The sequence below is a fragment of the Sorangiineae bacterium MSr11367 genome (genome assembly GCA_037157805.1).
In the GTDB taxonomy this organism is placed as follows: Bacteria; Myxococcota_A; Polyangia; order Polyangiales; family Polyangiaceae; genus Pendulispora; species Pendulispora rubella.
The window spans coordinates 10,569,666-10,591,663 of record CP089983.1; the positions used below are offsets into that span (position 1 = coordinate 10,569,666).

At 66.3% G+C, this 21,998-nt stretch carries 20 protein-coding genes; 10 read left to right on the forward strand and 10 right to left on the reverse strand.

Annotated features, from left to right (window positions below; translation table 11 throughout):
* Positions 1-12 precede the first annotated feature (12 nt).
* On the forward strand, positions 13-792 hold the full coding sequence (locus LVJ94_40805; GenBank protein WXB03232.1) for a DeoR/GlpR family DNA-binding transcription regulator: 780 nt from the start codon (positions 13-15) through the stop codon (positions 790-792).
* Positions 793-957: 165 nt separating this feature from the next.
* Positions 958-1,416 carry a hypothetical protein gene (locus tag LVJ94_40810; GenBank protein WXB03233.1) on the forward strand — a complete coding sequence of 153 codons (459 nt, stop codon included), beginning with the start codon at positions 958-960 and terminating at the stop codon, positions 1,414-1,416.
* A 6-nt stretch (positions 1,417-1,422) separates the two neighbouring features.
* On the opposite strand, the gene LVJ94_40815 is transcribed toward LVJ94_40810, so the two are convergent.
* Genes LVJ94_40815 through LVJ94_40825 form a run of 3 tightly spaced genes read right to left on the reverse strand, consistent with a single transcriptional unit; the run spans position 1,423 to position 7,494 of the window.
* The gene (locus LVJ94_40815) at positions 1,423-4,569 is read right to left on the reverse strand and encodes a tetratricopeptide repeat protein (GenBank protein ID WXB03234.1); all 3,147 of its coding nucleotides are present in this window, start codon (positions 4,567-4,569) and stop codon (positions 1,423-1,425) included.
* 43 nt (positions 4,570-4,612) lie between these two features.
* A complete protein-coding gene (locus tag LVJ94_40820) occupies positions 4,613-6,136 on the reverse strand; it encodes an insulinase family protein (GenBank protein WXB03235.1) in 1,524 nt (507 codons plus the stop codon).
* A complete protein-coding gene (locus LVJ94_40825; protein WXB03236.1) occupies positions 6,133-7,494 on the reverse strand; it encodes an insulinase family protein in 1,362 nt (453 codons plus the stop codon). The genes LVJ94_40820 and LVJ94_40825 overlap by 4 nt, the downstream gene beginning before the upstream one ends.
* 58 nt (positions 7,495-7,552) lie before the next feature.
* On the opposite strand from LVJ94_40825, the gene LVJ94_40830 reads away from it, so the two are divergent.
* A complete protein-coding gene (locus LVJ94_40830) occupies positions 7,553-8,167 on the forward strand; it encodes a Uma2 family endonuclease (protein ID WXB03237.1) in 615 nt (204 codons plus the stop codon).
* Here the strand turns inward: LVJ94_40830 and udk are convergent, their stop codons facing one another.
* From udk to LVJ94_40865, 7 genes are read right to left on the reverse strand one after another with little or no spacing between them, the layout of a single operon-like run.
* A complete protein-coding gene (gene udk / locus LVJ94_40835; GenBank protein WXB03238.1) occupies positions 8,168-8,794 on the reverse strand; it encodes a uridine kinase in 627 nt (208 codons plus the stop codon).
* A complete protein-coding gene (locus LVJ94_40840; protein WXB03239.1) occupies positions 8,791-9,948 on the reverse strand; it encodes a pyridoxal-phosphate dependent enzyme in 1,158 nt (385 codons plus the stop codon). The genes udk and LVJ94_40840 overlap by 4 nt, the downstream gene beginning before the upstream one ends.
* A 35-nt stretch (positions 9,949-9,983) precedes the next feature.
* Entirely contained in the window at positions 9,984-10,748 is a 765-nt protein-coding gene (locus LVJ94_40845) for a hypothetical protein (protein ID WXB03240.1), read from the reverse strand.
* A gap of 19 nt (positions 10,749-10,767) precedes the next feature.
* A complete protein-coding gene (hemC, locus tag LVJ94_40850; protein WXB03241.1) occupies positions 10,768-11,673 on the reverse strand; it encodes a hydroxymethylbilane synthase in 906 nt (301 codons plus the stop codon).
* 15 nt (positions 11,674-11,688) lie between these two features.
* Complete coding sequence (gene hemA, locus LVJ94_40855; protein ID WXB03242.1) at positions 11,689-13,065, reverse strand: glutamyl-tRNA reductase; 1,377 nt, start codon at positions 13,063-13,065, stop codon at positions 11,689-11,691.
* Between the two features lie 4 nt (positions 13,066-13,069).
* Complete coding sequence (ccsA, locus tag LVJ94_40860) at positions 13,070-13,924, reverse strand: cytochrome c biogenesis protein CcsA (protein ID WXB03243.1); 855 nt, start codon at positions 13,922-13,924, stop codon at positions 13,070-13,072.
* An 18-nt stretch (positions 13,925-13,942) separates the two neighbouring features.
* The gene (locus LVJ94_40865; protein ID WXB03244.1) at positions 13,943-14,368 is read right to left on the reverse strand and encodes a hypothetical protein; all 426 of its coding nucleotides are present in this window, start codon (positions 14,366-14,368) and stop codon (positions 13,943-13,945) included.
* A gap of 26 nt (positions 14,369-14,394) precedes the next feature.
* On the opposite strand from LVJ94_40865, the gene LVJ94_40870 reads away from it, so the two are divergent.
* The 7 genes from LVJ94_40870 to LVJ94_40900 all read left to right on the forward strand — a co-directional run bounded on the left by LVJ94_40870 (position 14,395) and on the right by LVJ94_40900 (position 20,731).
* A complete protein-coding gene (locus LVJ94_40870; protein WXB03245.1) occupies positions 14,395-15,039 on the forward strand; it encodes a hypothetical protein in 645 nt (214 codons plus the stop codon).
* A 36-nt stretch (positions 15,040-15,075) separates the two neighbouring features.
* Positions 15,076-15,807 (forward strand): FAD-dependent oxidoreductase, encoded by a 732-nt coding sequence (locus tag LVJ94_40875; GenBank protein WXB03246.1) that lies wholly within the window; start codon positions 15,076-15,078, stop codon positions 15,805-15,807.
* Positions 15,808-15,916: 109 nt separating this feature from the next.
* Positions 15,917-16,729, forward strand: coding sequence for a phosphatidylcholine/phosphatidylserine synthase (locus tag LVJ94_40880; GenBank protein WXB03247.1), 813 nt, complete (start codon positions 15,917-15,919; stop codon positions 16,727-16,729).
* A gap of 15 nt (positions 16,730-16,744) precedes the next feature.
* A complete protein-coding gene (locus tag LVJ94_40885) occupies positions 16,745-18,673 on the forward strand; it encodes a HEAT repeat domain-containing protein (GenBank protein ID WXB03248.1) in 1,929 nt (642 codons plus the stop codon).
* 15 nt (positions 18,674-18,688) lie between these two features.
* Positions 18,689-19,636 (forward strand): hypothetical protein, encoded by a 948-nt coding sequence (locus LVJ94_40890; GenBank protein WXB03249.1) that lies wholly within the window; start codon positions 18,689-18,691, stop codon positions 19,634-19,636.
* Between the two features lie 26 nt (positions 19,637-19,662).
* Positions 19,663-20,061 carry a DUF3224 domain-containing protein gene (locus LVJ94_40895; GenBank protein WXB03250.1) on the forward strand — a complete coding sequence of 133 codons (399 nt, stop codon included), beginning with the start codon at positions 19,663-19,665 and terminating at the stop codon, positions 20,059-20,061.
* A 1-nt stretch (position 20,062) separates the two neighbouring features.
* Complete coding sequence (locus LVJ94_40900; protein ID WXB03251.1) at positions 20,063-20,731, forward strand: DUF3105 domain-containing protein; 669 nt, start codon at positions 20,063-20,065, stop codon at positions 20,729-20,731.
* The last annotated feature ends 1,267 nt before the right edge of the window (positions 20,732-21,998 follow it).

A 21,998-nucleotide genomic window follows, 5' to 3' on the forward strand; every position in this document is an offset into this window, starting at 1 on the left:
GTACGCATAACCATGCAGAGTGAGGTCCCCAAGTCAATGTTGACCGAGGAGCGCCGCCGCTGGATCGTGGCGGAGCTCGAGCGGGAGGGCAAGGTCGTCGCGTGCGAGTTGAGTCGCGTGTTGGAGGTGTCCGAGGACACCATCCGGCGCGATCTGCGAGAACTCGCCGCGGAAGGGCGCGTGCAGCGCGTGCATGGGGGCGCTTTGCCGGCCCCCCGCGTCAGCGCCAATTACGCCGTGCGCGCCGCACAATCGACCTCGACGAAGACGACCTTGGCGCGCGCAGCCGCCACCTTGGTGCGTCCGTCGAACGTCGTGCTCGTCGACGGCGGCACGACCAACGTCGAGATCATGCGCCATCTCGCGCCCGACTTGCACGCCACGGTGGTGACGAACAGTCCGCCGGTGGCGGTGGCGTTGGCGGACCATCCTCACGTCGAGGTAATTGTGCTCGGGGGCCGCATGTTCAAGTCGTCGCGCGCGACCGTCGATGCGGTCACGCTCGAAGGAGTGCGGGGCGTGCGCGCGGATTTGTGCTTCCTCGGCGTGTGCAGCGTGCACCCCGAGACGGGGGTGTCGACGTTCGACTTTTCGGAGGCGCACATCAAACGGGCCATGGTGGCCTCGTCGGCCGAGGTCGTGGCCGTGGCCCTGGTCGAGAAGCTCGGCACCGCCGCCCCCTACGTGGTGTCCCCGCTGAGCGAATTAACGCAACTCGTGACCGAGGCGACCGTTTCGGATGAAGCGCTCGCGCCGTACCAGGCGGCGGGCGTGACCGTGTTGCGCGCCTGACGGGGTGTCCTGGGACAGGGGCAAACTGTCCCGGACAGGTGGGTGGCGCGCGGCGGGGCAGTTTTTCTCGATGAATCGATGGCGTGAGGGTTGGCCTCCGACTGGCAATGGGCGGGTGCAGTCGGCATTCACCGACCAACCTTTCACTGCCTGAAGGAATTCATCATGAGCACGCGTTTTTCGTTCGGGGCGCTCTGCCTCGTCATCGTTGCGTCGCTGGCCACGGCCTGCGCGGGATCATCTGGCGAAGTCGAACTCGAGCCGGCAGCGACCGATATCGAGGCCGAGTTACAGACGAGCGATTTGAGCAAGGAGCAAGCCGCCATCGCGCTCAAGCTGCTGGACGACATCTGCGGCGATACCTGGTGCGAGGGCGAGTACAATTGGCACTTCCCCAAGATCGTGTGCCGCTTCGCCCAAACCTCGTGCACGGTCACCTTCCGCGTCACCACCTACGACGATCCGCCGAAGAACTACACGCGGTGGTGCAAGGTTCGCGAGCTCACGCGCTTCGAGGACCTCGTGCAGACCGCACCGAACGGCTACCAATCGCTGAACGACGCCTTTTACGACAAGGTGTCTGCCTGCATCTCGCGCATCGAGGACGATCTGCGCACACCATGAAGCAGATCACTTGACCGTGCCAAGGTCGACGAAGGCCTGGTCGGCCATCACCACGAAGGGTCGCTCTTCGAAGGTGATGTTGCCACGCCCATCGTGGTCCAAGATCTCCAGCTTGCCCATGCCGTACCCCATCGGGCCACGCGAATAGTAGTGGGCCTGCAGCTTGTACGGAGCGGCCCGTGCGCTGCGAGGCGCGCGGATGGTGAAACACTCGGGCCCGTAGCCGGTGGTCACGTCGGCGTAGAGCTCACCGCCGCTCCCCAACTGGGGACGTTGGTAGAAGGCATGGCCACCCCGCGCGTCGAAGATGTGGAAGTCCACATCGTTGGCGTCCGTCTCCCAATTGAGCACGAAGCGGAGCGAGGGGCGCGATTCCAGCGTCCCTCCGGCCTCGCGCAGCCGCTTGGTGATCTCCTCGCGGAGATCGGGCTCGGCGCGCATCCACGCGGCGGCGATGAGCCCCAGGTCCTCCCGCAGGATCCGCTCCACGCCGGCAAAGCGTCCCTCCGGATAGCGCCGTTTGGCGCCGGCGGCAGCGACCGCGAATGCCTCGGCGAAGTTGCCCTTTCGCAGGTGTGCGAACGCCAGAAGGCGGTGGCTCGCCGGATGATCGGGGCGCTCCTCCTTGGCCTTGAAGTACGTATCGATCGCGAGCTCCAGGGCGCCGGGCGAGCGCAGGCGCTCGAGTCGCTCCCCGGCAAAGCGGCGCAAATCAGCGCGCGATGGGAAGAGATCGATGAGGGAGCCATAGCTCCGCGCCGCACGCGCAACGTCACCGCGTGCCTCCAACGCTTCGCCCAGCGCGACCAGCGACATGACATCGCCGGGTGCCTGGTCGTGCATGCGGGTCGCCGTCTCGAGGGCGCGCTTGGCATCGTTGTGGGCGATGGCGTCCATCACCTCGCCAAAATTGCCCGTGTACGGGTGAATTTTGCGCGCAGGGAGGTCATCTCCATCGTAGCTGCCCATTCCCATGTCTACAGGTCCACGAGAACGAGACCGCATCGGACGCTGCATCGGGGCCTCCTCGCGCATCGTCGTCACGCCGTCCTCGCGGGGTGGCGTCGATGGCGCAGCTGGCGGCGCCGGGGATGCGGTGGATGGTGCGGGGGACGGCGCGGCGGGCCCCCAGGGATCGTCCGCGTCGCTCGTCCGGGGGGACGGCTTTGCCTGGGGCGGTGAAGGCGCGTCCGGCGCGCCGGTCAGCGCCGTCCCTGTCGCAGAACCATGCCCACCGGCAATACCGTGGGGGCGCGGGCGTGGCGGCGGCGCCGAATCGCTCTTTTTCTCGAACTCCTCGGCGGGGGCGGCACGCGTGTCGTCGAGAGCGACGGTGCCGGTGGCCCTTGGTGCGGCGCTGGGAGCAATCTCCTTTCCCTTGTTCTTCCCGAGCCACGCTTCGCCGCGATGCTCGAGGGTCACGCGACCATCGCGGATGGCGAGGAGGTTCCCAGGGGCCTTGCGGTCGATGTCGAAGCGGGCGTAGTCCGCGTCGGTCTCCAGGACCAGGAGGGAGGTGTACGGCGACAGAACGCGGTGACGCGTGGAGAGCTCGATGACGCGCCGGCGGGCCACGTCGTCCTTGGGGCCTTCGGCGTGCGCGAGGACGCTGGCGATTTTCGCCTGCGCCCACGTGTGCTCCAGCAGCGGGGCGTCGACGTTGCGGAGCTCCGCGGTCGTGGGGGCACCTTGCCCAATGCGGATGCGCACGGGACTCTCCTCGGGCACCTCTGCGTAGACGAGGCGCTCGTCGCCGGGTTGTACGCCGTCGAGGCGCTCGGGCCATACCCAGGTTGCGCCCTCCACCTGCACGGTGAGACCCGATTGCGCGGTCCGCGTGAGCCGCTTGGCCAATGCATGCGCGTCCCGTGCGCCATCGACGACGACACCGTCATGCGGCAATGCGCCGCTCGTGAGGCGCGCGAGGGCGGCATCGTCGCGGATGCCGCCAACCGCCACGGCATCGAGCCGCTGCACCCCCGTGTCGCGCAATCGGGCGGCGGCCGCGGAGAGCTTTTCGCCATCGCTGGAGCCGGCGGTCGCGACACCGTCGCTCACGACGACCACGCGGCGGATCTCATGGGCATTTTTCGCAACCCAGGAGAGCGCGTCCTCGAGATTGGACGCTCCGAGGGCGCCACGTGCGATGAGCTTCGCGGTGGCCTGCGTGCCATACCCGGCGGCGTTGCCGTCGTAGATGGACTCGACGTCCTGATCGAAGGCCGCCACGACGAGGCGTGCGCTCGGGTCCGCGCCGGAGGCGATTTCGCGGGCGAGCCCCTCGACGAGCGCAGCCTGGTCGGCAAAGCCGAGGGCGCGCGATGCACTCGTGTCGACGAGAACCACGGTGCCGCCTTCGAAGGGCTCCGGCCCGGCACTGGCGAAAGGGCGCACGCGCGCGAGGACGATGCGCCCACTGCGCACGCCATCGCGGCGCAGGGACGCCGGCGCCACCACGACGTCCTCGGTCAGCGGCGCATCATCACGCCGTTTGCGCGTCTGCAACGCCTGCTCGTCGCCTGCACGCGACACGATGACGTCGAAGTCGTCCACCGCGGGCAGCCCAGCAAGCGGAAACACGTAGCCCGCCCCCGGCGCGAGCTCCTGCGCATACGCCACGAGGATCTCTTTGGTTCCGCGCGCAGGAATGGGAAACACACGCGCCGAGAACGCGTTGGGCGCCGCTTGCTCGAGCAGGGCTGGGTCCTGCTTGCGGTGGAGAAAGTCCTCGTACACGACCCGCGCCCGGGCCTTCTCGATCATCTCGGCTTCTTGCCAGCTCTCGCCAATCTTCATGGCGAAGCGGCTCACGGTGGCGCCGGGCGGCAAGGTGATCTCGAAGCGCCCCTCGAGGGTCCGATTCTCGGGGTTCTCGAAGGCGAGGCGCACCTCGGTGTAGGCGAGCGGCTCGTCGAGCACGGCGCGCGCCTTGAGCCGCGTGAGCCGCAGGCCCGTGCCGTCGGACGCCGTGAGGCGCAGCGGCGGAACGTCCTTGGGCCGCGGCAGCGGCTCCTCGACGATGGGCTCTGCGGCGAGCAACTCCGCCGCCCGAGACCTCTCGTCCGTCGAACCACGCGAGCTTTGCGCGGTTCGACAGCCGGCGGAGGTTGCAAGGGCGGCCGAGGCGAGGAGGAACGGCAATAGGCGGCGCACCCAGCGTCATACGCTCGGCCCGCCGCGAAAGATCTGACGCGCGTTACTTTGCCGCGCGCGGGTTTCCTTCGGCGTCGAAAAACTCGGGCTTCGGCAGTCCTTCGACCTGGGCCAGTTGCGACAACACCTTCGCTTGAGGCCCAACGATGACCACGATGGCGTCTTTGGGATGAAAGTAGCGCTGGGCCACCCGGTCGAGGTCCGCCTTGGTCGCACTGTCACGCCGGAGCGCCGCCTCGGCCTCGTAGGTCGCGGGCAGCCCCAACGCTGCATCGTTGCCCAACAAGGTGGCGGTGCTCGCGACGTGCTCGTACGCCTGCACCACGTCCACCCGGGCCATCATGCGCGTCAAATCCACTTCCGCGGGCGTGAGGCCCTTCGTGGCGTACACCTCGGCGTCGTTGAGCATCGCCTTCACGGCGTCGCCGGTGTTCTCCGTATGAACCGCGGACGAGAGCCCGATGGTCCCCGCCTGCCGCATCGTCGATACCCGCGAGCCGGCGCCGTAGGTCCAGCCGTGCTCCTCGCGCAAGTCCAGGTTCAACCGCGACGTGAACGACCCGCCCAAGGCGATGTTCGCCCGCCCCGCCACGACCGCATCGGGATCCGCCACCGTGGGCCCGGGACGCACGATCGTGATCTGCGACTGCGGTGCATCGGCGCGGTCCACGACGATGAGCCGCCCCCGTGCGCCCTTCGGCTCCGCGAGCGGCGCCACCTTCGCCGCGGGTCCGGCCGGCGCCTTCCACCCCGCGAACGCCTTGTCGAGGGCGGCCGTCAGCTCGGCGCGCGTGACGTCGCCCACCGCGACGAGGGTCGCCTGATCGGGGCGCCAATTCGCCTGGTAGAAGCGCTTCACGCGCGCAAGATCGATCTTCGCCGCCGAGGCCAAGGTCCCCGATACGGGGTGGCCGTACGGTTGATCCGCACCGTAGAGCGCCGCCGACGCGACCACCGAGGCTACGGCCCGCGGCTCGCGCGTGCGCGATTTGAGGTCGTTCGTCCAGAGCTCGTGCACCCGCTTCCACTCGGTGGCATCGAAGCGCGGACGCGTGACGACGTCGGCAAGAAGGTCGAACGCGGGCCCGAGGTTTCGCTTGAGAACGAAGAGCGACACCCCACTTCGATCCGTCCCCGCGGTGGCGCCCAGCGTGGCACCCAATTGATCGATGGCGCGCGCGAGGTCCAGCGCACCGCGCGAACCTGCACCCTCGTCGAGCATGCTCGCCGTAGCCCACGCGAGACCGCCCTCACCCGCCGGATCGCTGGTCGACCCGATGGGAAGCGCGACATCGATGGCCACCATCGGCAAGGCATGGCGCTCCAGGAGCCACACCGTCATGCCGTTGGCCGTGCGGAAGACCGTCGGCGCGGGCGGCGTGAAGGGCGGCGGCGCATCCACATTGGGGCGCGGCCCCAGTGGATCGGCTTCGGCGGCCGGCGGTGTCGCAGGCGCGGGCTTCGGGGGTGCCACCGCGGGCGGCTTCGTTTCCGCAGTCTCGCCGCCGCAGGCGGTCGAGAGGACGGTGGCGAGAAGCAGCGCGTGTTTCGCGTATTTGAACGTCACGGTTTTTTCCCTTTCGGCACGACACGAAGGATCACGCGCGCATCCGGGCGAAGCCATTGCTCGGCCACCGCGCGAATGCCGTCGGCGGTCGCTTTGCGGTACCGCTCGAGATCGCGCTCCGCGTAATCGGGCGTCCCGACCTCCGCCTGGTACATGTTGAGGATCGAAGCCCGCTGCTGCACACCTTCGAGACGCGCCACGAAGTCGGTCTCCACCACGTTTTTGACCCGGGTGAGCTCCTCCGCCGAAACCGGTTTGGTGCGCACGCGCTGAAGCTCGGCATCGATGGCCTTCTCGATCCGTTCCAGCGGCACGCCCGGCCGCGCCAACACGCCGACCACGAACCGCGATCCGAGGGTACCCGATTGCTGCACGGCCTCCACGCTCTGCGCGATCTTCTGCTCGTACACGAGCGCCTTGTACAAGCGGCTCGCCTTGCCACCGGAGAGCACGTTGCCAAGCAAATCGAGCTCACCGTCGCCGGGCCCGAAGTGCTTCGGCGTCTGCCACGCCATGATGACCTTGGGCAGCTCGACCTCGTCTTCCAGAGTCTCGCGGACCACCGACTTGAGGGTCGAGGCCCCTTCCGGAAATCCCGGCGCCTTCGGATCCTTGGGCGCGCCGCGCGAGGGGATCGACTCGAAGTACGACTTGATCCGGTCCAACGTCTCCGCTTGGCCGAAGTCACCCGCGACGACCAACGACGCATTGGCCGGATCGTACCAAGTGGCAAAGAACTCCTTCACGTCCTCGACGGTGGCCGCCTCCAGATCCTCGTGCGAGCCGATGACCGGGTGGTGGTACGGATGCCCCTCGGGATAGAGCAACTCGGGCAGCCGGAATTCGACCTTGCCGTAAGGCGTATTCTCACCGGTCTGGCGCCGCTCGTTGCGCACGACCTCGCGCTGCGCGTCGACCTTCTTCTTCGTCATGAGCGGCCCCAGATCGCGCAGCCGGTCGGCTTCGAGCCAGAGCAAGAGGGGCAGTATCGTCTTGGGGCCGACATCGAAGTAGTCGGTGCGATCTTCACTCGTCCACGCGTTGTTGCTTCCGCCGGTGGCCTCCATCCATTGGTCGAACGCACCGGTGGGCGCGCGCTTCGTCCCCATGAACATGAGGTGCTCGAACAGGTGCGCAAACCCCGTGCGCTTGTTCGCCTCGAACCGCGAGCCAACGTTGTACGAGACATTGACGGCCACGAGTGGCAGCGAATGATCCTCGCTCAGGATGACGGTCATCCCATTTTTCAACTTGTGAACGGCGTGCGGAATACTGATTCCATCGGCCGACGCCGTGCCCGTGACGAGCCCCAGCGCAGCCACGAGCACGCCTTGAAGTGCGAATCGTTTCCCGAGCATGCCGGCACGGTAGTGCGACCCGGTCCGCGGTGTCGACCCCCGTGGTATATTTGGCTCCATGGCACAGCCTGCAGTGACCATCCACGCTCCGCCGAAGCGGCCGATGACCATCGAGGAGTGGGCCGACTTGCCGGAGGACGAGCCCGGCGAGTTGGTCGATGGATACCTGGAGGAAGAGGAAGTGCCGGACTTCATTCACGAGACGATCGTCGGCTGGCTGATTCAGGTGCTGCGCAACTGGCTGGTTCCGCGCAACGGGCGAGTTTTCGGCTCGGAGGCCAAATACCGACTTACGGAGCACCGAGGGCGAAAACCGGACGTGGCGGCGTACCTTCCCGGCAGTCGACTACCGGGCGGACGCCACGGCGCCACACGCGTCCCGCCGGACATCGCCATCGAAGTCGTTTCCCCGGCCGCTCGCGATCGGCGGCGGGACCGGGTCGAGAAGACCACGGAATATGCGCAATTCGGGATCCACTACTATTGGCTCATCGATCCGGAGGCACGCACCCTGGAGATCCTGGAGCTCGGCCCGGACGGCCGTTACGTGCTGGCGCTCACCGCCGCGGATGGCACGGTGTCCACGATTCCGGGATGCCCCGAGCTCACCCTCGACTTGGATTCCCTCTGGGCGGAGATCGATAGCCTTCCCGAAGACGAAGACGAACCCTAGTCACCCCCGCGCGAGACGCGCCCGCACGTGGCTCACGAGGAGCTCGAGTGCGACGCGGTTCTCACCGCCCTCGGGCACGATGATGTCGGCGAAGCGCTTGGACGGCTCGACGAAGGCCATGTGCATGGGGCGCACGGTCTCGTAATACTGCTTTCGCACTTGGGCGAAGGTCCGGCCACGGTGCTCGAGATCGCGGCGGATGCGGCGCATCAGGCGGATGTCCGCGTCGGTGTCGACGAAGAGCTTCACGTCGAAGTGCGTGCGCAGTCGCTCGTCGGCGAGCACCAGGATGCCCTCGACCACGATGACCGGTACCGGCTCGACGCGCGTCAACTCGGGCGCGCGATCGTGGCGGGAGAAATCGTACGTCGGTCGATCGATGTGCGTCCACGCGCGCAGCGCTTCCAGATGCCGCGCGAGAAGATCCATTTCCAGCGCGTCGGGGTGATCGTAATTGACCCTCTCGCGCTCCTCGAACGGCAGATGCGCCTGCGAGCGATAATAGTGATCCTGCTCCACGAGGAGCCCCGCGCCGGGCGGCAGCGCCTTCAGAATGGCGCGGGCAATGGTGCTCTTGCCGGAGCCCGAGCCACCGGCAATGCCTAGAACGAGAGGCGGTGCATTCATTGATTCGTTACTGCCACGAAGGGCTCGACGGCGCGTTCCCACGTCGATCGATCCACGTTGCGACCCGTGAGGAGCACGACCAAATCGCCGCCGCGCACGCCCAGGGCCGAGGCCACACGCTCGCGTGACGGCAGCAACAACGGCGCGAGTGCCACCGCCGAGCTGCCCTCCACGAGCAATCCCAAGTCGCGATAAATGTAGTGCATCGCCTGCGCGATGGCCTGCTCCGACACGACCATGACGCCGCCGATCGCGGAGCGTGCGCGCGCGAAGGCATCCTCCGGGATGCCGCCCGAGAGCCCATCGGCCAACGAGGGTCCCTGTGGAATGAAGCGCGCGATCGCCTCGCCCCGCTCGAGGGAATCGGCCATCGCGGGCGACACGTCACTCTGCACGCCCCACACGCGAGGGACCTGGCCCGGCGACTCACCTGCGGCATCGGCCAGCGCCCACGCCACACCTGTCGCGAGCCCGCCGCCCCCGAAGGGCAAAAGTACATGCTCGGGGACGTGACCCAGCACCCGCGCCAGCTCGTAGCCGAGCGAGCCTCCGTTGCCGGCGATGACGTTCAAGTCGTTGTACGGCGAAATGAACGGGAGCCCCTCGGCCTCGGCCATCGCGATGGCCACCGACTCCGCGTCGTCGTAGTGCGGCGTCGGCCCGAACCGCAGATCCGCACCGAACGATGCAATGCGCTCGCACTTCGCCGCGGGTGCGCCCTTGGGGACGAAAATGGTCGCGCGCACGCCGAGCACCGAGGCCGCGTAGGCCATGGCCGCACCATGGTTGCCCGCACTCGCGGCCACCACGTGCAGCCCCGTGCTGCTGCCCGCGCGCTGGATGCACGCATCTATGGCCACCAACGCACCGCGAACCTTGAAGCTCCCGGTCTGCTGCAGCGACTCGATCGCGTACCACACGCGCGTCTGGCCCGAAGCATCGACGCGCGTATCCAGATCGGGCGCGCGCACCACGGTGACCTCGCGCAGATGCGCCGCCGGAAAGCGCGCCCCGAGGGGCCGGATGTCGTCGAAAAAGGCCTGATGGATCTCCGCCGTTTCCCTGGCGACCGATGCAAATGGACGATCCGTGATGACCGGACGAACCGGCACCACACGCAACCGCGCCGCTTCCTCGGAGGCTAGCGAGGACATTGGCGCATTTCCGCTCCGGCCAGCATCGGTGCTTCTCAGGGCTTCTTAGCGGCCATGAGCCAGAGCAGCGGGCGGCGGTAGTTCGTCACCATGCGATCCGCGGGGACCTCGTGACCGAGGCCGCTCACGATGTTCATGCGTACGGGGATCTTCGCATCGCGGAGCATCTTCTCGACGCGCTTCGTGTTCTCGGCCACTTCGTCGTTCTGGCCGGTGTAGAGGTAGACGCGCTGGATGCGCTTGCGGCCTTCCTCGAGCAGGTGCTTGTTCTCTTCGCCCCACCAATATTGATCGTTGGCGGCCAGAATGAGCCAGCGGTCCCACGTGCGCGGGTCCTTGATGCCGACCTGCATCGCGATAAACGAGCCCTCGCTGAAGCCGATGAGGACGTTGTTACGAAGCTGCACGCGCGACTTGTACTTTGCACGCAATGCCTGCACCACCGAATCGATGGTGCTCTTGCCGGAGACCGGGTTGTTCCCCCAGCCGCGCGCACCGCCGCCGCGATCTTCCGGGCCTTGCGGGCAGACGACCCACCCGAACTGCGTCGCCACGCGCGCCCACTTGCGGCAGTCTTCGGCGGGGTTGCCGCCGCGCCCGTGCAAGAACATGAGAATCGGCTGCTGGCCGCGCACGGTCGGCTGGTAATAAAACGCGTCCGCGTGACCCGGCACGTCGAGCTGCAGCGGATCGCCTGGCCCAGCGCCTTTGGCCCACGCGCTCGGCGCGCCGATGAAGGAGATGGCCGCGGCCGCACACGCGGAGAGGGCGACCCGGACGAGTAAGCTTAGGCGATTCACCGGGCCCGAGGATAATCAGCTACGAAATTTGGGCAAGTAGATGGTGACCAATGTCTTGCCCCAGGGAGGCTGCGTCCGCCTCCGAGGTCGGCCACTGGAGCGTCCGTTCAGTCTTCCGGCACGACGATCCATCGGGCCGAGCAATGAAGGCGCGCACGTGAAGGCGCCCGCTTTCCGTGCGAACGGCGTATGCGGCGATGGGCGTGCGGCAGTCTCCCTCGACGGCGATCATCACACCGCGCTCGACGGCAACGCAGATCCCCGTCTCGGCGTCGTGCAATGGCGCAAGGTAGGCCCGCGTCGCTTCGTCTTCCTCGCGGCTCTCCAGACCGAGCGCCCCCTGCCCCACCGCCGGAATGGACACGTCGGGCTCGAGCACCTCGGTCGCACGCGCCTCGAGGCGGAGTCGCACCAGGCCGGCCCGCGCGAGCACGATGGCGTCGACCTCGCCCGCATCGACCTTGCGCAGGCGCGTGTCGACATTGCCGCGCAAGGGAACGACGTTCAAATCCGGCCGCACCGCTTTGAGGGCCACCATGCGCCGCAGGCTGCTCGTCCCTACGGTGGCGCCGCTCGGAAGCGCGGCGAGCACGCCGTGGCGCGGGGCGACCAGTACATCGCGCGGATCCTCACGACGGGGAACGCACACGAGGGCGAGCCCCGGCGGGACCAGACCGGGAACGTCTTTGATGGAGTGCACGGCAAAGTCAGCCCGTTCGTCCAGGAGCCGCTCCTCGATTTCCTTAACGAAGAGCCCCTTGCCTCCAATCTCGGACAGCGGCCGATCCTGAATTTTGTCCCCGCTGGTGACGACTTGCTCCTCGACGAAGTCGACGCTGGGGTGGATCGCTTTCAGCTGCGCAACGACGGCGCGGCACTGTGCGAGGGCAAGGGCGGATTTTCGGGTGGCGTAAACCAGGCGCATTCGGGAGAACTTCTTCTAATGCGGGATGCGCTCGTCGTCATCCGCTCTTTGGTGCGGCTCGTGCTCGCGCGGCATACGAGCCCGCGTCTCTTCGGCGGTCCGCGGTAACTCGGGAAGATCGAAAAGGTGCTTGAGCGTCTTCACGTGCTCTTCGCTCTCCGCACCGTTCACGGCGCCGGCCTTGAGCCGCGTCGTGGGCGCGTGGAGAAGCTTGTTCACCGCGCTCTCCATCATTTGCTCGAGCGCTGCGCGATCGCCCTCACCCAGGTGCTTCAGCCGCCCGGCCAAGGTCCGTTCGAGCTCGCCCAAGAGGACGGCCCGCGTCTTGGCCCGCAGCGCCACCACCGCCGGTTGCACATCGAGGCTGCGCGCCCACGTGACGTAATCCGACAGCTCGCCGTTGACGATGCCCTCGGCCAGGGACACCTCTTTTTGGCGCGACTTGAGGCCTTCGGCGACTTGTTCCTGAAGATCGTCGACGTTGAAGACGTACACGTTGTCCAAGCCATGCACGTTCGGGTCCACGTTGCGCGGGACCGCGATGTCGATGAAGAACAACGTGCGGCCTTTGCGTGCCCGGCGCACGCGTTTGACCATGTCCGCCGTGATCACGTAGTTCGTCGCGCCCGTGCTGGTGACCACCACGTCCGCGCCGACCAATTCTTCCTCGAGCGCGCTCCACGGAGCCGCCGTCCCGCCCACCGATGTCGCGAGGGCCTGCGCATTCGCCAAGGTGCGGTTCGCCACGCGGATGCCTTTGCCGCCTTTTCCAAGGCTTTTGGCCGCGGCTTCCGCCATTTCCCCCGCGCCCACGAGCAGCACGGTGTGCCCCGCGAGATCGCCGAAGATCCGGCGCGCGAGATCCACCGCCACGCTGCTGATGCTGACCAACCCCGCCCCGAGCGCCGTCTCACTGCGCACGCGCTTGGCCACGGTAAAGGCACGGTGCACGCATCGTCCGAGCAGGTGTCCGAGTGTGCCGGCCGCCAAGGCGGCGTCGTAGGCATCTTTGACCTGACCGAGGATCTGCGGTTCTCCCAGAACCATCGAGTCGAGGCTGGCCGTGACGCGGAAGATGTGGCGCACCGCATCCTCGCCATGCTTCTCGTAAAGGTAGGGGGCGAGATCCGACGGGGTGACCCCGGCGTATTCCGCCAGTACTTCGCGAATGGCGGCAATGGCGCGCTTTCGCCCGGTCGAAGGATCGCCCGCGGCGTTGGAAAAGACCTCGACCCGATTGCACGTCGAGAGAAACAACGTCTCCCGAAGCTCGGGACGGGCCGAGAGGCGCGCCAGCACCTGCGGTAAGGCATCCCCGTTGGCGGCAAAACGCTCACGCACGTCGACGGGTGCGGTTCGATGCGAGAGACCAAGAACGAGAATCGACGTCACGACTTTAGATCCCCGCGAAAGCCTGCAAATCGTGGACCGGCAACGGTCCCCGGAGGAGATAGATAAGAAGCACGAGAACGGCGAAGCCAAAGCCCGCAATCGTGCCGTACGCCGCCCGACGACCGCGCCAGCCGGCGACCGCCCGAAGTACCAGCACTGAGGCAAACAAGATCCAGGTGAGATAACTGAACGCGGCGCGTGCCATCTCCGCCGAGCCCGTGGCCTCCATGCGGCGAGCCCACACGGTGCCGGTGAGGATCCCGATGGTCAGCAGCGGAAAGCCCGACATGAGGAACACATGCTCGGCCTTGTCGAGGGCATCGAGCGGTGGCAGGCGCTGAAAGAGGCCGCCCACCCGCTTCGTCTTGAGCCGGTTTTCCTGCACCAGGTACGCAACCGCTGCGCAAAAGGCCAGCGTGAACAGCGCTTCTCCGAGCAAGTTCACGGTGACGTGCAGCGGCAAGATCGCGCTTTTGATCCGCGCCGTGGGCTCCTGGCTTCCAATGGCGGCGATGCGCGATGCGAGCAAAAACGTTAGCGCCAACGGCGCGACCAACGCCCCGAGGCCATCGATGCGGTAACGGCGGCGCGCGACCAGGTACACCGCGCAGGCGAGCATCGACAGAAGGCTCATGCCGAAGTGCATCTCTTCGACGGGCCACATGTTGAGAACCAGCGACGAGAGCAGGATGTGCCCCGCGTGCAGCAGCGCCCCCACCAGCACGAACTGCGGCGCCGACGTCACCATCTCGTCCAGACGGCCGCCGTGCGCGCCCGCGAGGTAGCGGATGAAGAGCACCGTTGCCACGAGGTAGCTCGCCGCCGTGAGGACGAAGAAAAAGTCGGACGCGAAGGCCATCGAGGTTTCAGCCGGGATCTATTTTAGGGTCCGCAATAAAAAGCGGGCGAGTAGGTCTTCATCGGTTTTGGGCTCATCGCCATCGAAATCGGGCCCGCTGGCCCGGGCCGCGGCACGATCCCCGGACGCGACGTGCTCGTCGAATGTACCGATGGGTGCGCCCAACCAGCCCGGCTCCACGTCGTAGGCGTTGTCCCCCAGGATCATCGAGTTCTCGAGCAGCTCGGCGCCAAATTCCTGAAGGAAAACCTTGGACTTCACCCGGCCCACGAGATCGTTCGCGTCGTCGGATCCGGTGACTTCCCGCACCACGTGCACCGCTTCCGCGAGCTGGTACCGACGCGCTTCACCCATGATGGTGAGCTCCGTACCGCGCAGGTCGACCGCACCCCCGATGAGCCACTGGTCGAGTGCGCTTTGCGGGAAGAAGACCCGATTTTGCATTCCTTCGACTATACCGCTTTTTCCCAATGGATTTTCTCGCCGTGTACGAAGCCCTGGTGACTTGCAGCGGCTCCCCCCGCTTTGCAAGCCGGGTCAAGGAAATGCGGCGTCTTTTTGAAGATCGCACCGGACCGTTCGGCCCGGATGACGCCTGGTTCGAGGTGCGCAGCCGCGCGTTTTGGGACGATGCCCTAACGACACCGGGCTTTGCCGGCACGGTTGTGCCAGCCCTGGCGTTGCCCCAACCCGCCCTCGAACGCGCGAGCAGCTGGGTGGCGCCCTTGGAGCGGGCCCACCGGGGGCTCTTTCGGGCGGGGCCCAGCGAGGGCGGCTGGAAGCTCGTCGACCTCTGGTCCGGGGCCGAGTTCGTCGTAGGCGATCCCGATCCGGGGCTGCACGAGGCGCTCGCGGCCGCGAGTTTGCTCGATGGGCGCGTGGTCGCGTGCCATCGCCCGCTCGAAGTAGCCCTGCTTCCCGGGGCGCTGTTTCACCCGGCCGACGCCACCGATCCCATCGGGCACGTGCTGGATGCCGCGCACGAGCGGGGAATGGGCACCGAGGAAACGCTCGATGCACTCTTGCGCATGGAGAGAAATCTGCGATCGCATTCGCGGGTCAAGGCCTCTTACGCGTACCGCGCGGAAAGTTTGAAGCCCGCCAAAAAATCTTGAGCCAAAAAGAAACTTGAGACGAGGTAAACCAACGCCGTGCCGCTACCGCCGACCTTCGAAGTTCGCCTGACCGAAAAGCGCCAGCTCTCCCCTGCCGTTCGAGAGCTCACGTTCGAGCGCCACGATGGCGCTCCTTTCGCGTTCGAGGCCGGTCAGTGGATCAGCCTGATCCTGCCACGACCCGATGGCGAAATCCGTCGCAGCTATTCGATCGCATCGCCGCCGTCGCCGACGCCGAGCTTCCAGCTCGCCATCACCCACGTGGAAGGCGGTCCGGGTTCGACGTACCTCCACGATCTCGCGCCCGGCTCGCTGCTCCGCGCGGTGGGGCCGCAGGGCTTCTTCACCCGGCCGCTCGACAAGACCGGGCCCTCGCTGTTCGTCGCCACGGGAACGGGGGTCACGCCGCTGCGAAGCATGATGCACGCTGCGAAGACCGCCGGGCACACGTTGCCCATGTGGCTCGTGTTCGGCGTGCGGCACGAAGACGACATTCTCTACCGCGACGAGTTCGAAGCCCTGGTCCGCGAGCACGCGAACATCCGCTTCCTGCCGACGCTTTCGCGCGGGAGCGAGATGTGGGGCGGACGTCGCGGTTACGTGCAGACACACATCCCGGAGCTCTGGAGCGAGCTCGCAGGCCTGGGTCTCGGCCTACCGCACACGTACATCTGTGGCCTGAAGCGAATGGTCAGCACCGTCCGCGATCTGTTGCGCAAAGAGCTGAACGCCACGCGCGAACAAGTCCACTCGGAGCGCTACGATTAGGATTCCGTAAATCCGAAACTCAGGGGACGTTTGGGGGCAGACATCCGTACATCGAAGGTGGATACTTTACGTACGGCCTCTCACCAGGCAGATTCGAAGCGAGAAACCCATGGTTGCGCCCCGTCGAAAGCTCGATCTCAGGAAGACCCTCTTCTTGCTCCCCAACATGATCACGCTTTCGAGCATTTTCTGCGGGTTCGATTCGATTCGAATCAGCGCACGTGCCGGGGCGGATGGGGATGACTTCTACCGTGCGTCCATCCTTCTGGTGTTCGCGCTGTTCTTCGACCTGATCGACGGTCGCGTTGCTCGGCTCACCAAGACGCAGAGCGCCTTCGGTCTGCAGATCGATTCGCTGGCCGACGTCATTTCGTTCGCGGTTGCGCCTGGCATTCTCATCTACAACTGGTCGCTCTATCAGAAGGGCACGCTGGGGCTGGTGGTGGCCTTCGCCTTCGTGGCGGGTGGTGCGGTTCGCCTGGCGCGTTTCAACGTGCTGACCATGGGCGAAGGCGGCAAGCCGACGAAGCCGGGCAAGTACATCGTGGGCCTGGTGGTGCCGGGAGCGGCCGGCATGTTGATCTCGCTGGTGGTGGCCAATCACGCCGTCGAAGGTGCGCTGGCAGGGCCCAAGTACGTGTGGGTCATCATGGCGCTCACGCTGTTTTTGACGTTCTTGATGGTATCGACCATCAAGTTCCGCTCGTTCAAGGACCTGCGCCTCAACGCGCGCTCCGTGGCGCTGGTGGCCTTTGCCGTCGGCTCCAGCTTGGTCGTGTCACTGCGCTACAAGCCGGCGTTCGTGCTCATCTGGTTGCTCTCGTTCTACGTGGGCATCGGGCTCATCGAGATGGTGCTCACGTTGCCGAAGCGCCGTCGCGAGCGCGCCAAGGCCCGTGCGAGCGCACCGCCCACCACGTAGTCTCTCCCTCGTTCCATGCTGGACGAGATCCATTACTACCGGGAACGGGCGCGTCAGGCGGCCTCCCGCGGAAATTATGACGACGCGATTCTGGCGCTGATCACCATCGCGCAGCAGACGCAGATTTCGGAGAACGAGTACCTCTCCATCCTGCGCCCGCTCGAAGCCGCCATGTCGAAGCGCGGCGATGCACGCAGCGCGCTGACGGTGCAGTGGTACCTGTCGCAGTCCGAGCGATCGCAATCGGAGCGCAGCGGTCGCGGGGTCGAGGCCTCGCTGGGTTACGATTTGCGCCTGCTGCACGATGTGCCGCCCGTGGATCGCGCGCGCACGATGGCCGCCACCGGGGACGTGGCGGCCGCGGGGCGTGAGATGGAAGAGGCGGGCCTCGTGGCTGCGGCGGCGATCTACCGCGAGAAGGCAGGGCAGTGGCAGGAGGCGCGCGCGCTCTGGTCGCGTCTCTCGCAGGTGCTCCGCGGCCCGCGTGGGGCCGGCGGCGCGGCGCCTGAACGAGGCATCCGCAACGCAGACGCGTACCATGCGGCGCTCGCGCAGTTCAACCTCGCGCGGTGCGCGAAGCAGTGCAACGACGCCGGGCAAGCGCGCGATGCCATCGTGGCCGCGGTGCGCTTGCTCGAAGAGGCGGCGGACCACTTCGAATCGGTGGGGCAGCGCGAGCGGGCCTTCGATTGCTTCCAGGTGCTCGTTCAAATCGGGCGCGAAGGTGGCATGTTCGAGAACATCCTCGAGGGCTACGTCAATTGCATCCGCATCCTGCGCGAGGATCACCTGAAGTACTTCGCGCTGCAGTACTTCGAGGATGCGCTCTCCGTCGCCAAGGAGCACAAGGAGTACTCGGCCGCGGCCACGCTCGCGCGCGAGGCCGCCGAGTATGCGCGCGCGCTGTCGTTGCACTCCGCGAGCACGTACTACACGACGGTGCAGGCGGAGCTGTGGCACGACGTGGCCGTGCAGCAGATCGAGCGCGGCGGACCCCCGGAAATTGCCGAAAATGCGCTGCTCGCGGCCATCGTTTCGCTGGGTGAGCTCGGGCAATTCGTGCGGGTCGGTGCGCTCTACGAAGAGCTGAGTCGCATGGACCTCGAGCCTGTGCGCAAGGCGCATTACGCGCGCGCGGCGGGGCGCTATGCCGGCGTGCGCGACGAGATGCTCAATGCGGCGCAGCTCCCCTCGCACCTGCGGCAGGACAACCACGTCACTGAAGTGTGGCACCTCGATCTCGTCGAGTGGGAGCAACAAGGCAGCGCCGCGGAGGCGTGCGCGGACCTCTTGCTCAACCCGGCCCTGCCCGATTTGATCCGGCGCAAAGCGCTGCTCACGCGCCTGACCGCGTTCGCCGTGGAGCCGGTACCCACGAGCGGCGCCATCATGAGCGAGGGGCCGAGCGACGCGGCCGCGACGAATGCGCGCGTGCGGTTGTGCGAGCAGCTTTCGCAGCTGCAGATGTACGCGGTGCTGTCACCGCTCGAGCGGTTGTTCACGAGGCCGGAGCGGCAGGTCCGCGTGGCGGTGATGACCGCCATGCAGTCGCTGTTCTTCAAGCGGAGCTTCGTCACCGTGCGCGCGGGGCTCACGGATCCGGATCCCGCTGTGGTGGAGCACGCGGCGCGCGCGGTGGAGTCGCTCTATTTCCCGCATGCGTTCGACCCACTCGCGCGCATCGTGCGCGAGTCATCACAACCGCCCATCCGTGCGGCTGCGCTGCGTGCGCTCGCGCATGTCGATTCACGTGAAGCCGCGGAGTTCCTTTTGGGCATCCTAGAGCACGGCGCGCCGATCGATCGGCATGCCACGTTGGAAGGACTCAAGCGTACGCGCGGTGCCCGTTTCGTAGAGCTTGCGCGTGCATCCATTTCTTCGAGCCCGCCCGACGTACAGCATGCGCTGCGCGAGATTTTGCGCGCGCGCGGTATTGCAGCTTAAGGATAGGCTCGTCACATGAACCATCGTTCTTCTCTCTTGGGACTCGCGTGTACCCTCGTCCTGCCGCTCTTCGCGGTGGCCGCATGCTCGTCGTCCTCCGATTCGAACGACGGTGTCAGCGCAGACCAAGCTGCCACCGACGCCGCCAGCGCGATTTGCGATGCGCTGCAGAAGTGCTCCCCGGTGGTGATTCAGGTCGCGTACGGCGACGTGGCCACCTGCAAGACGCGCCAGAAACTCGGCGTGCTCCCGGCGTTGTCGGCCAACGGCACGAGCCTCACCCCGTCCGGCTTGGCGGCGTGCGCGCGCGATCTCCAAGGTGCCAGCTGCGATCAGGTCACCTCGCGCAACATTCCCGAGAGCTGCCGCACCAAGCCAGGCAAGCTGGCCGACGGTGCCGCATGCGGCTCGGATCAACAATGTCAGAACCGGCTTTGCCGCAAGGAAGTCTCATCGTCATGCGGCGTGTGCAGCAAGCTGGGTGCGGCGGGTGATACCTGCCGGATCAACGAGGACTGCGACTTCGGCCTCGGCTGCAACAATGGAAAATGCCGAGCGTTTCAGGCGACGAGCCAAACCTGCAACGCGGACCAACGCTGCAACCCGACGACCGCGTGCAAGTCGGGAACGTGCGGCACCCCCGCCGAAGCCGGCCAGGACTGCACCGCGGTGGGGCTCGAGAGCGAATGTTACGCGGCCAAGGGCCTTGCGTGCGGATTGAGCAACAAGTGCATCCAGGTTCAATTCGTGGCCCCAGGACAAGCGTGCGGCGTCGTCGGCGGGAACTTCGTCAGCTGCGCCGGTGGCGGCAGGTGCACGGCCCCCACCAGCCAAGGCACCTGCGCGGCGCCCGCCGCCGACGGCAGCCCCTGCGAAGACGACGTGGACGGCCCCGGATGCGTAGCGCCGGCGCGCTGCATCGGCAAAGTCTGCAAGCTCGACGATCCGGCGGCCTGCAAGTAGGCGCAAGGAATGGTAGAACGGGCGCGATGAGTCACCACGCCCGCGGTCAATTCCACGTCACCAAAAATGCGCAGCCTCCGTACGACACGGACGACGGCGTCATCCTCGGTCGTACGACGATCCAAAAGCAGTTCGAGGGCGACCTCGAAGGCACCAGCGTGGTCGAGATGCTCAGCGCCATTGCTCCCGTCCCCGAATCGATGGCCTACGTGGCCATCGAGCGGGTGCGCGGGCGTCTGCACGGAAAGAGCGGCAGTTTCGTTCTGCAGCACACGGGGTCGATGAACCGCGGCAACTCGTCGCTGATCATCACCGTGGTGCCCGACACGGGGACCGAGGCCCTGAAGGGCATCGCCGGCAGCATGAGCATCGACTTCGCCGATGGGCAGCGCACCTACGCGTTCGACTACACCCTGGCCGACTGACATGCGACGCCCTTCTCGTTGGCTTCGCGGGCTCGTCGTCCTAGCTTCCACCGCGGTGTTCGCACCGCTGGCCGTCGTCGCGTGCGGCGACGATGACAAGAGCGCACCGAACACGCCGGGGGGCGATGGGGGCGTCCCCGCGGATGCACTGGTCGACAGCACCACGCGCTACGTCGTGCCCGATGCCGCGTGCGAGATCGTCATCGACCAGTACCCCTTGCTTGCTTCGCCGCACGTCGAAAAGAGCGTCGAGATTGCCTACAACTCGAACCCACCGTCGAGCGGCCCGCACGATCAAAAGTGGGCCGCGTTCCAGGAGTTCACCGACCCAGTGCCGCGGCGAAACTACGTGCACGATCTGGAGCACGGCGCCGTCGCGTTCCTGTACCGGTGCGACCTCCCCGGCGCGGGCGATTGCAACGCCATCACCGAGCTATTTCGCTCCACGGTGAGCAGCCAGCCAAACGATCCGATCTGCGCGAACGAAACGAAGCGCGTGCGCACCGTCATCACGCCCGATCCGCTGCTCGACTTCCCCATTGCCGCTTCCGCATGGGGTTGGACGTACCGCGCACGCTGCATCGATCCCGCGAGCCTCGCGGACTTCGTGCGCGATCACTATGGAAAAGGTCCCGAGGTGCTTTGCGCCCCCGGGGTCGATCACTTCTGAGCGTCGCCCGGCGCGTCGCCGGGACCGGTGGGGCCGCCGTGTCCGGGCCCATAGCCGTGCGACTCGTCGTAGCCGTGATCCGGTTGCTTCTCGATCTTCGGTTGTGCGCGCGGTTTGCGTACGGGCCGCGTCGCCGCTGGGTCACAGCGCACGCTACCGTGATCCGGTTCCGGGCGACTCGGCTTGGGTCCAGCTTGAACGGAGGGCATCTTGCGTTGGATGCCCCGGCCCGCGAGCGGGTTGCGAACGAGTTTGACGAGCCCGCTCAGGCGATACCGTGGCCGCCTCCTAAGAGCCACGTGTTCCAGAAGAAACGGCGGTTTCGTTTCCGAGCCCCACTCCACGCTTGTTTGTCTCCGAGCTTACCCACGCGAACTGCCATGATGCGTCCGCTCATCTCATCGGGCACAGCAACGAAGAAGTCCATTTTCAACTGGCGGCTCAGATCCGAACCGTCCCGTGCAATCCGTTCGAGTGCCGCCCTCGTCGCATCGCGCTGTTGCCTCTTGAACACTCGCATCCAATTCATCGCGATGCCGGCATATGGTCGTCTCCGTTTGGGAAGATCTGGTTGGCACTCTGCCGCGTTCTGGACAACTAACGTGGATCGCGCCCGGCCCGAGCGGCCAACCGATTGCCGTACTCGCGAATCCAGGCATGCTCAGAGCGCGTGAGAAATTTCACGTAGGCCGCATCCTGTTCATACGCAAGAGTGCAAAGAGCCGCGCCGACCACTTGACGATCACACGACGGGTCGGCGACAAGGCTTTCGAACAGTTCGCGCGGAACAGGCTGGGACGAGAGAACTTTCGCGAGAGCCGTGGACCACGTCCACCCCGCCTTCTCGAGAATCTCTTGTAGCCGCGCCAACCCTTCTACCGCCAAAGTCTGTACTGCGGCTTTGCATACAACAACGTCGCAGCAGCACAATCGCTGAAGTGCCTCACGGCACTCACTGCCATCTCTCGCCCCGCGCAGCACGACCTCCATTGCGTACGCAGCTGTTCCCTTGTCAGGGCTCGCGAGATGCCTGACGGCCTCCGAAACGAAGGGCGTGACATCCTCGAGTTCTGCGACCACCCATAGCAGGTCGCCCGCAAAACCCGGGTCCTTCTTTTGCAGGACGCGCCTTACGGCGTCGCCCGGATACCCGCGTTCTAAGAGACTAACCAGTCGCCCATAACCATCGGTCTCTCGGAAGCGATTTGGGTTCTCTTCTAGCTGGTCCACTAGTTCGCTAACTGGATCCATCTTACCTACCCCTCGC

What these genes read in the sequence shown, in the direction of transcription:
- LVJ94_40805 (WXB03232.1), top strand. Translation starts at nt 13, where the DNA reads ATGCAGAGTGAGGTCCCCAAGTCAATGTTGACCGAGGAGCGCCGCCGC.
- LVJ94_40810 (WXB03233.1), top strand. Translation starts at nt 958, where the DNA reads ATGAGCACGCGTTTTTCGTTCGGGGCGCTCTGCCTCGTCATCGTTGCG.
- LVJ94_40825 (WXB03236.1), bottom strand. Translation starts at nt 7,494, where the DNA reads ATGCTCGGGAAACGATTCGCACTTCAAGGCGTGCTCGTGGCTGCGCTG.
- LVJ94_40830 (WXB03237.1), top strand. Translation starts at nt 7,553, where the DNA reads ATGGCACAGCCTGCAGTGACCATCCACGCTCCGCCGAAGCGGCCGATG.
- udk (WXB03238.1), bottom strand. Translation starts at nt 8,794, where the DNA reads ATGAATGCACCGCCTCTCGTTCTAGGCATTGCCGGTGGCTCGGGCTCC.
- LVJ94_40840 (WXB03239.1), bottom strand. Translation starts at nt 9,948, where the DNA reads ATGTCCTCGCTAGCCTCCGAGGAAGCGGCGCGGTTGCGTGTGGTGCCG.
- hemC (WXB03241.1), bottom strand. Translation starts at nt 11,673, where the DNA reads ATGCGCCTGGTTTACGCCACCCGAAAATCCGCCCTTGCCCTCGCACAG.
- ccsA (WXB03243.1), bottom strand. Translation starts at nt 13,924, where the DNA reads ATGGCCTTCGCGTCCGACTTTTTCTTCGTCCTCACGGCGGCGAGCTAC.
- LVJ94_40865 (WXB03244.1), bottom strand. Translation starts at nt 14,368, where the DNA reads ATGCAAAATCGGGTCTTCTTCCCGCAAAGCGCACTCGACCAGTGGCTC.
- LVJ94_40870 (WXB03245.1), top strand. Translation starts at nt 14,395, where the DNA reads ATGGATTTTCTCGCCGTGTACGAAGCCCTGGTGACTTGCAGCGGCTCC.
- LVJ94_40880 (WXB03247.1), top strand. Translation starts at nt 15,917, where the DNA reads ATGGTTGCGCCCCGTCGAAAGCTCGATCTCAGGAAGACCCTCTTCTTG.
- LVJ94_40885 (WXB03248.1), top strand. Translation starts at nt 16,745, where the DNA reads ATGCTGGACGAGATCCATTACTACCGGGAACGGGCGCGTCAGGCGGCC.
- LVJ94_40890 (WXB03249.1), top strand. Translation starts at nt 18,689, where the DNA reads ATGAACCATCGTTCTTCTCTCTTGGGACTCGCGTGTACCCTCGTCCTG.
- LVJ94_40895 (WXB03250.1), top strand. Translation starts at nt 19,663, where the DNA reads ATGAGTCACCACGCCCGCGGTCAATTCCACGTCACCAAAAATGCGCAG.
- LVJ94_40900 (WXB03251.1), top strand. Translation starts at nt 20,063, where the DNA reads ATGCGACGCCCTTCTCGTTGGCTTCGCGGGCTCGTCGTCCTAGCTTCC.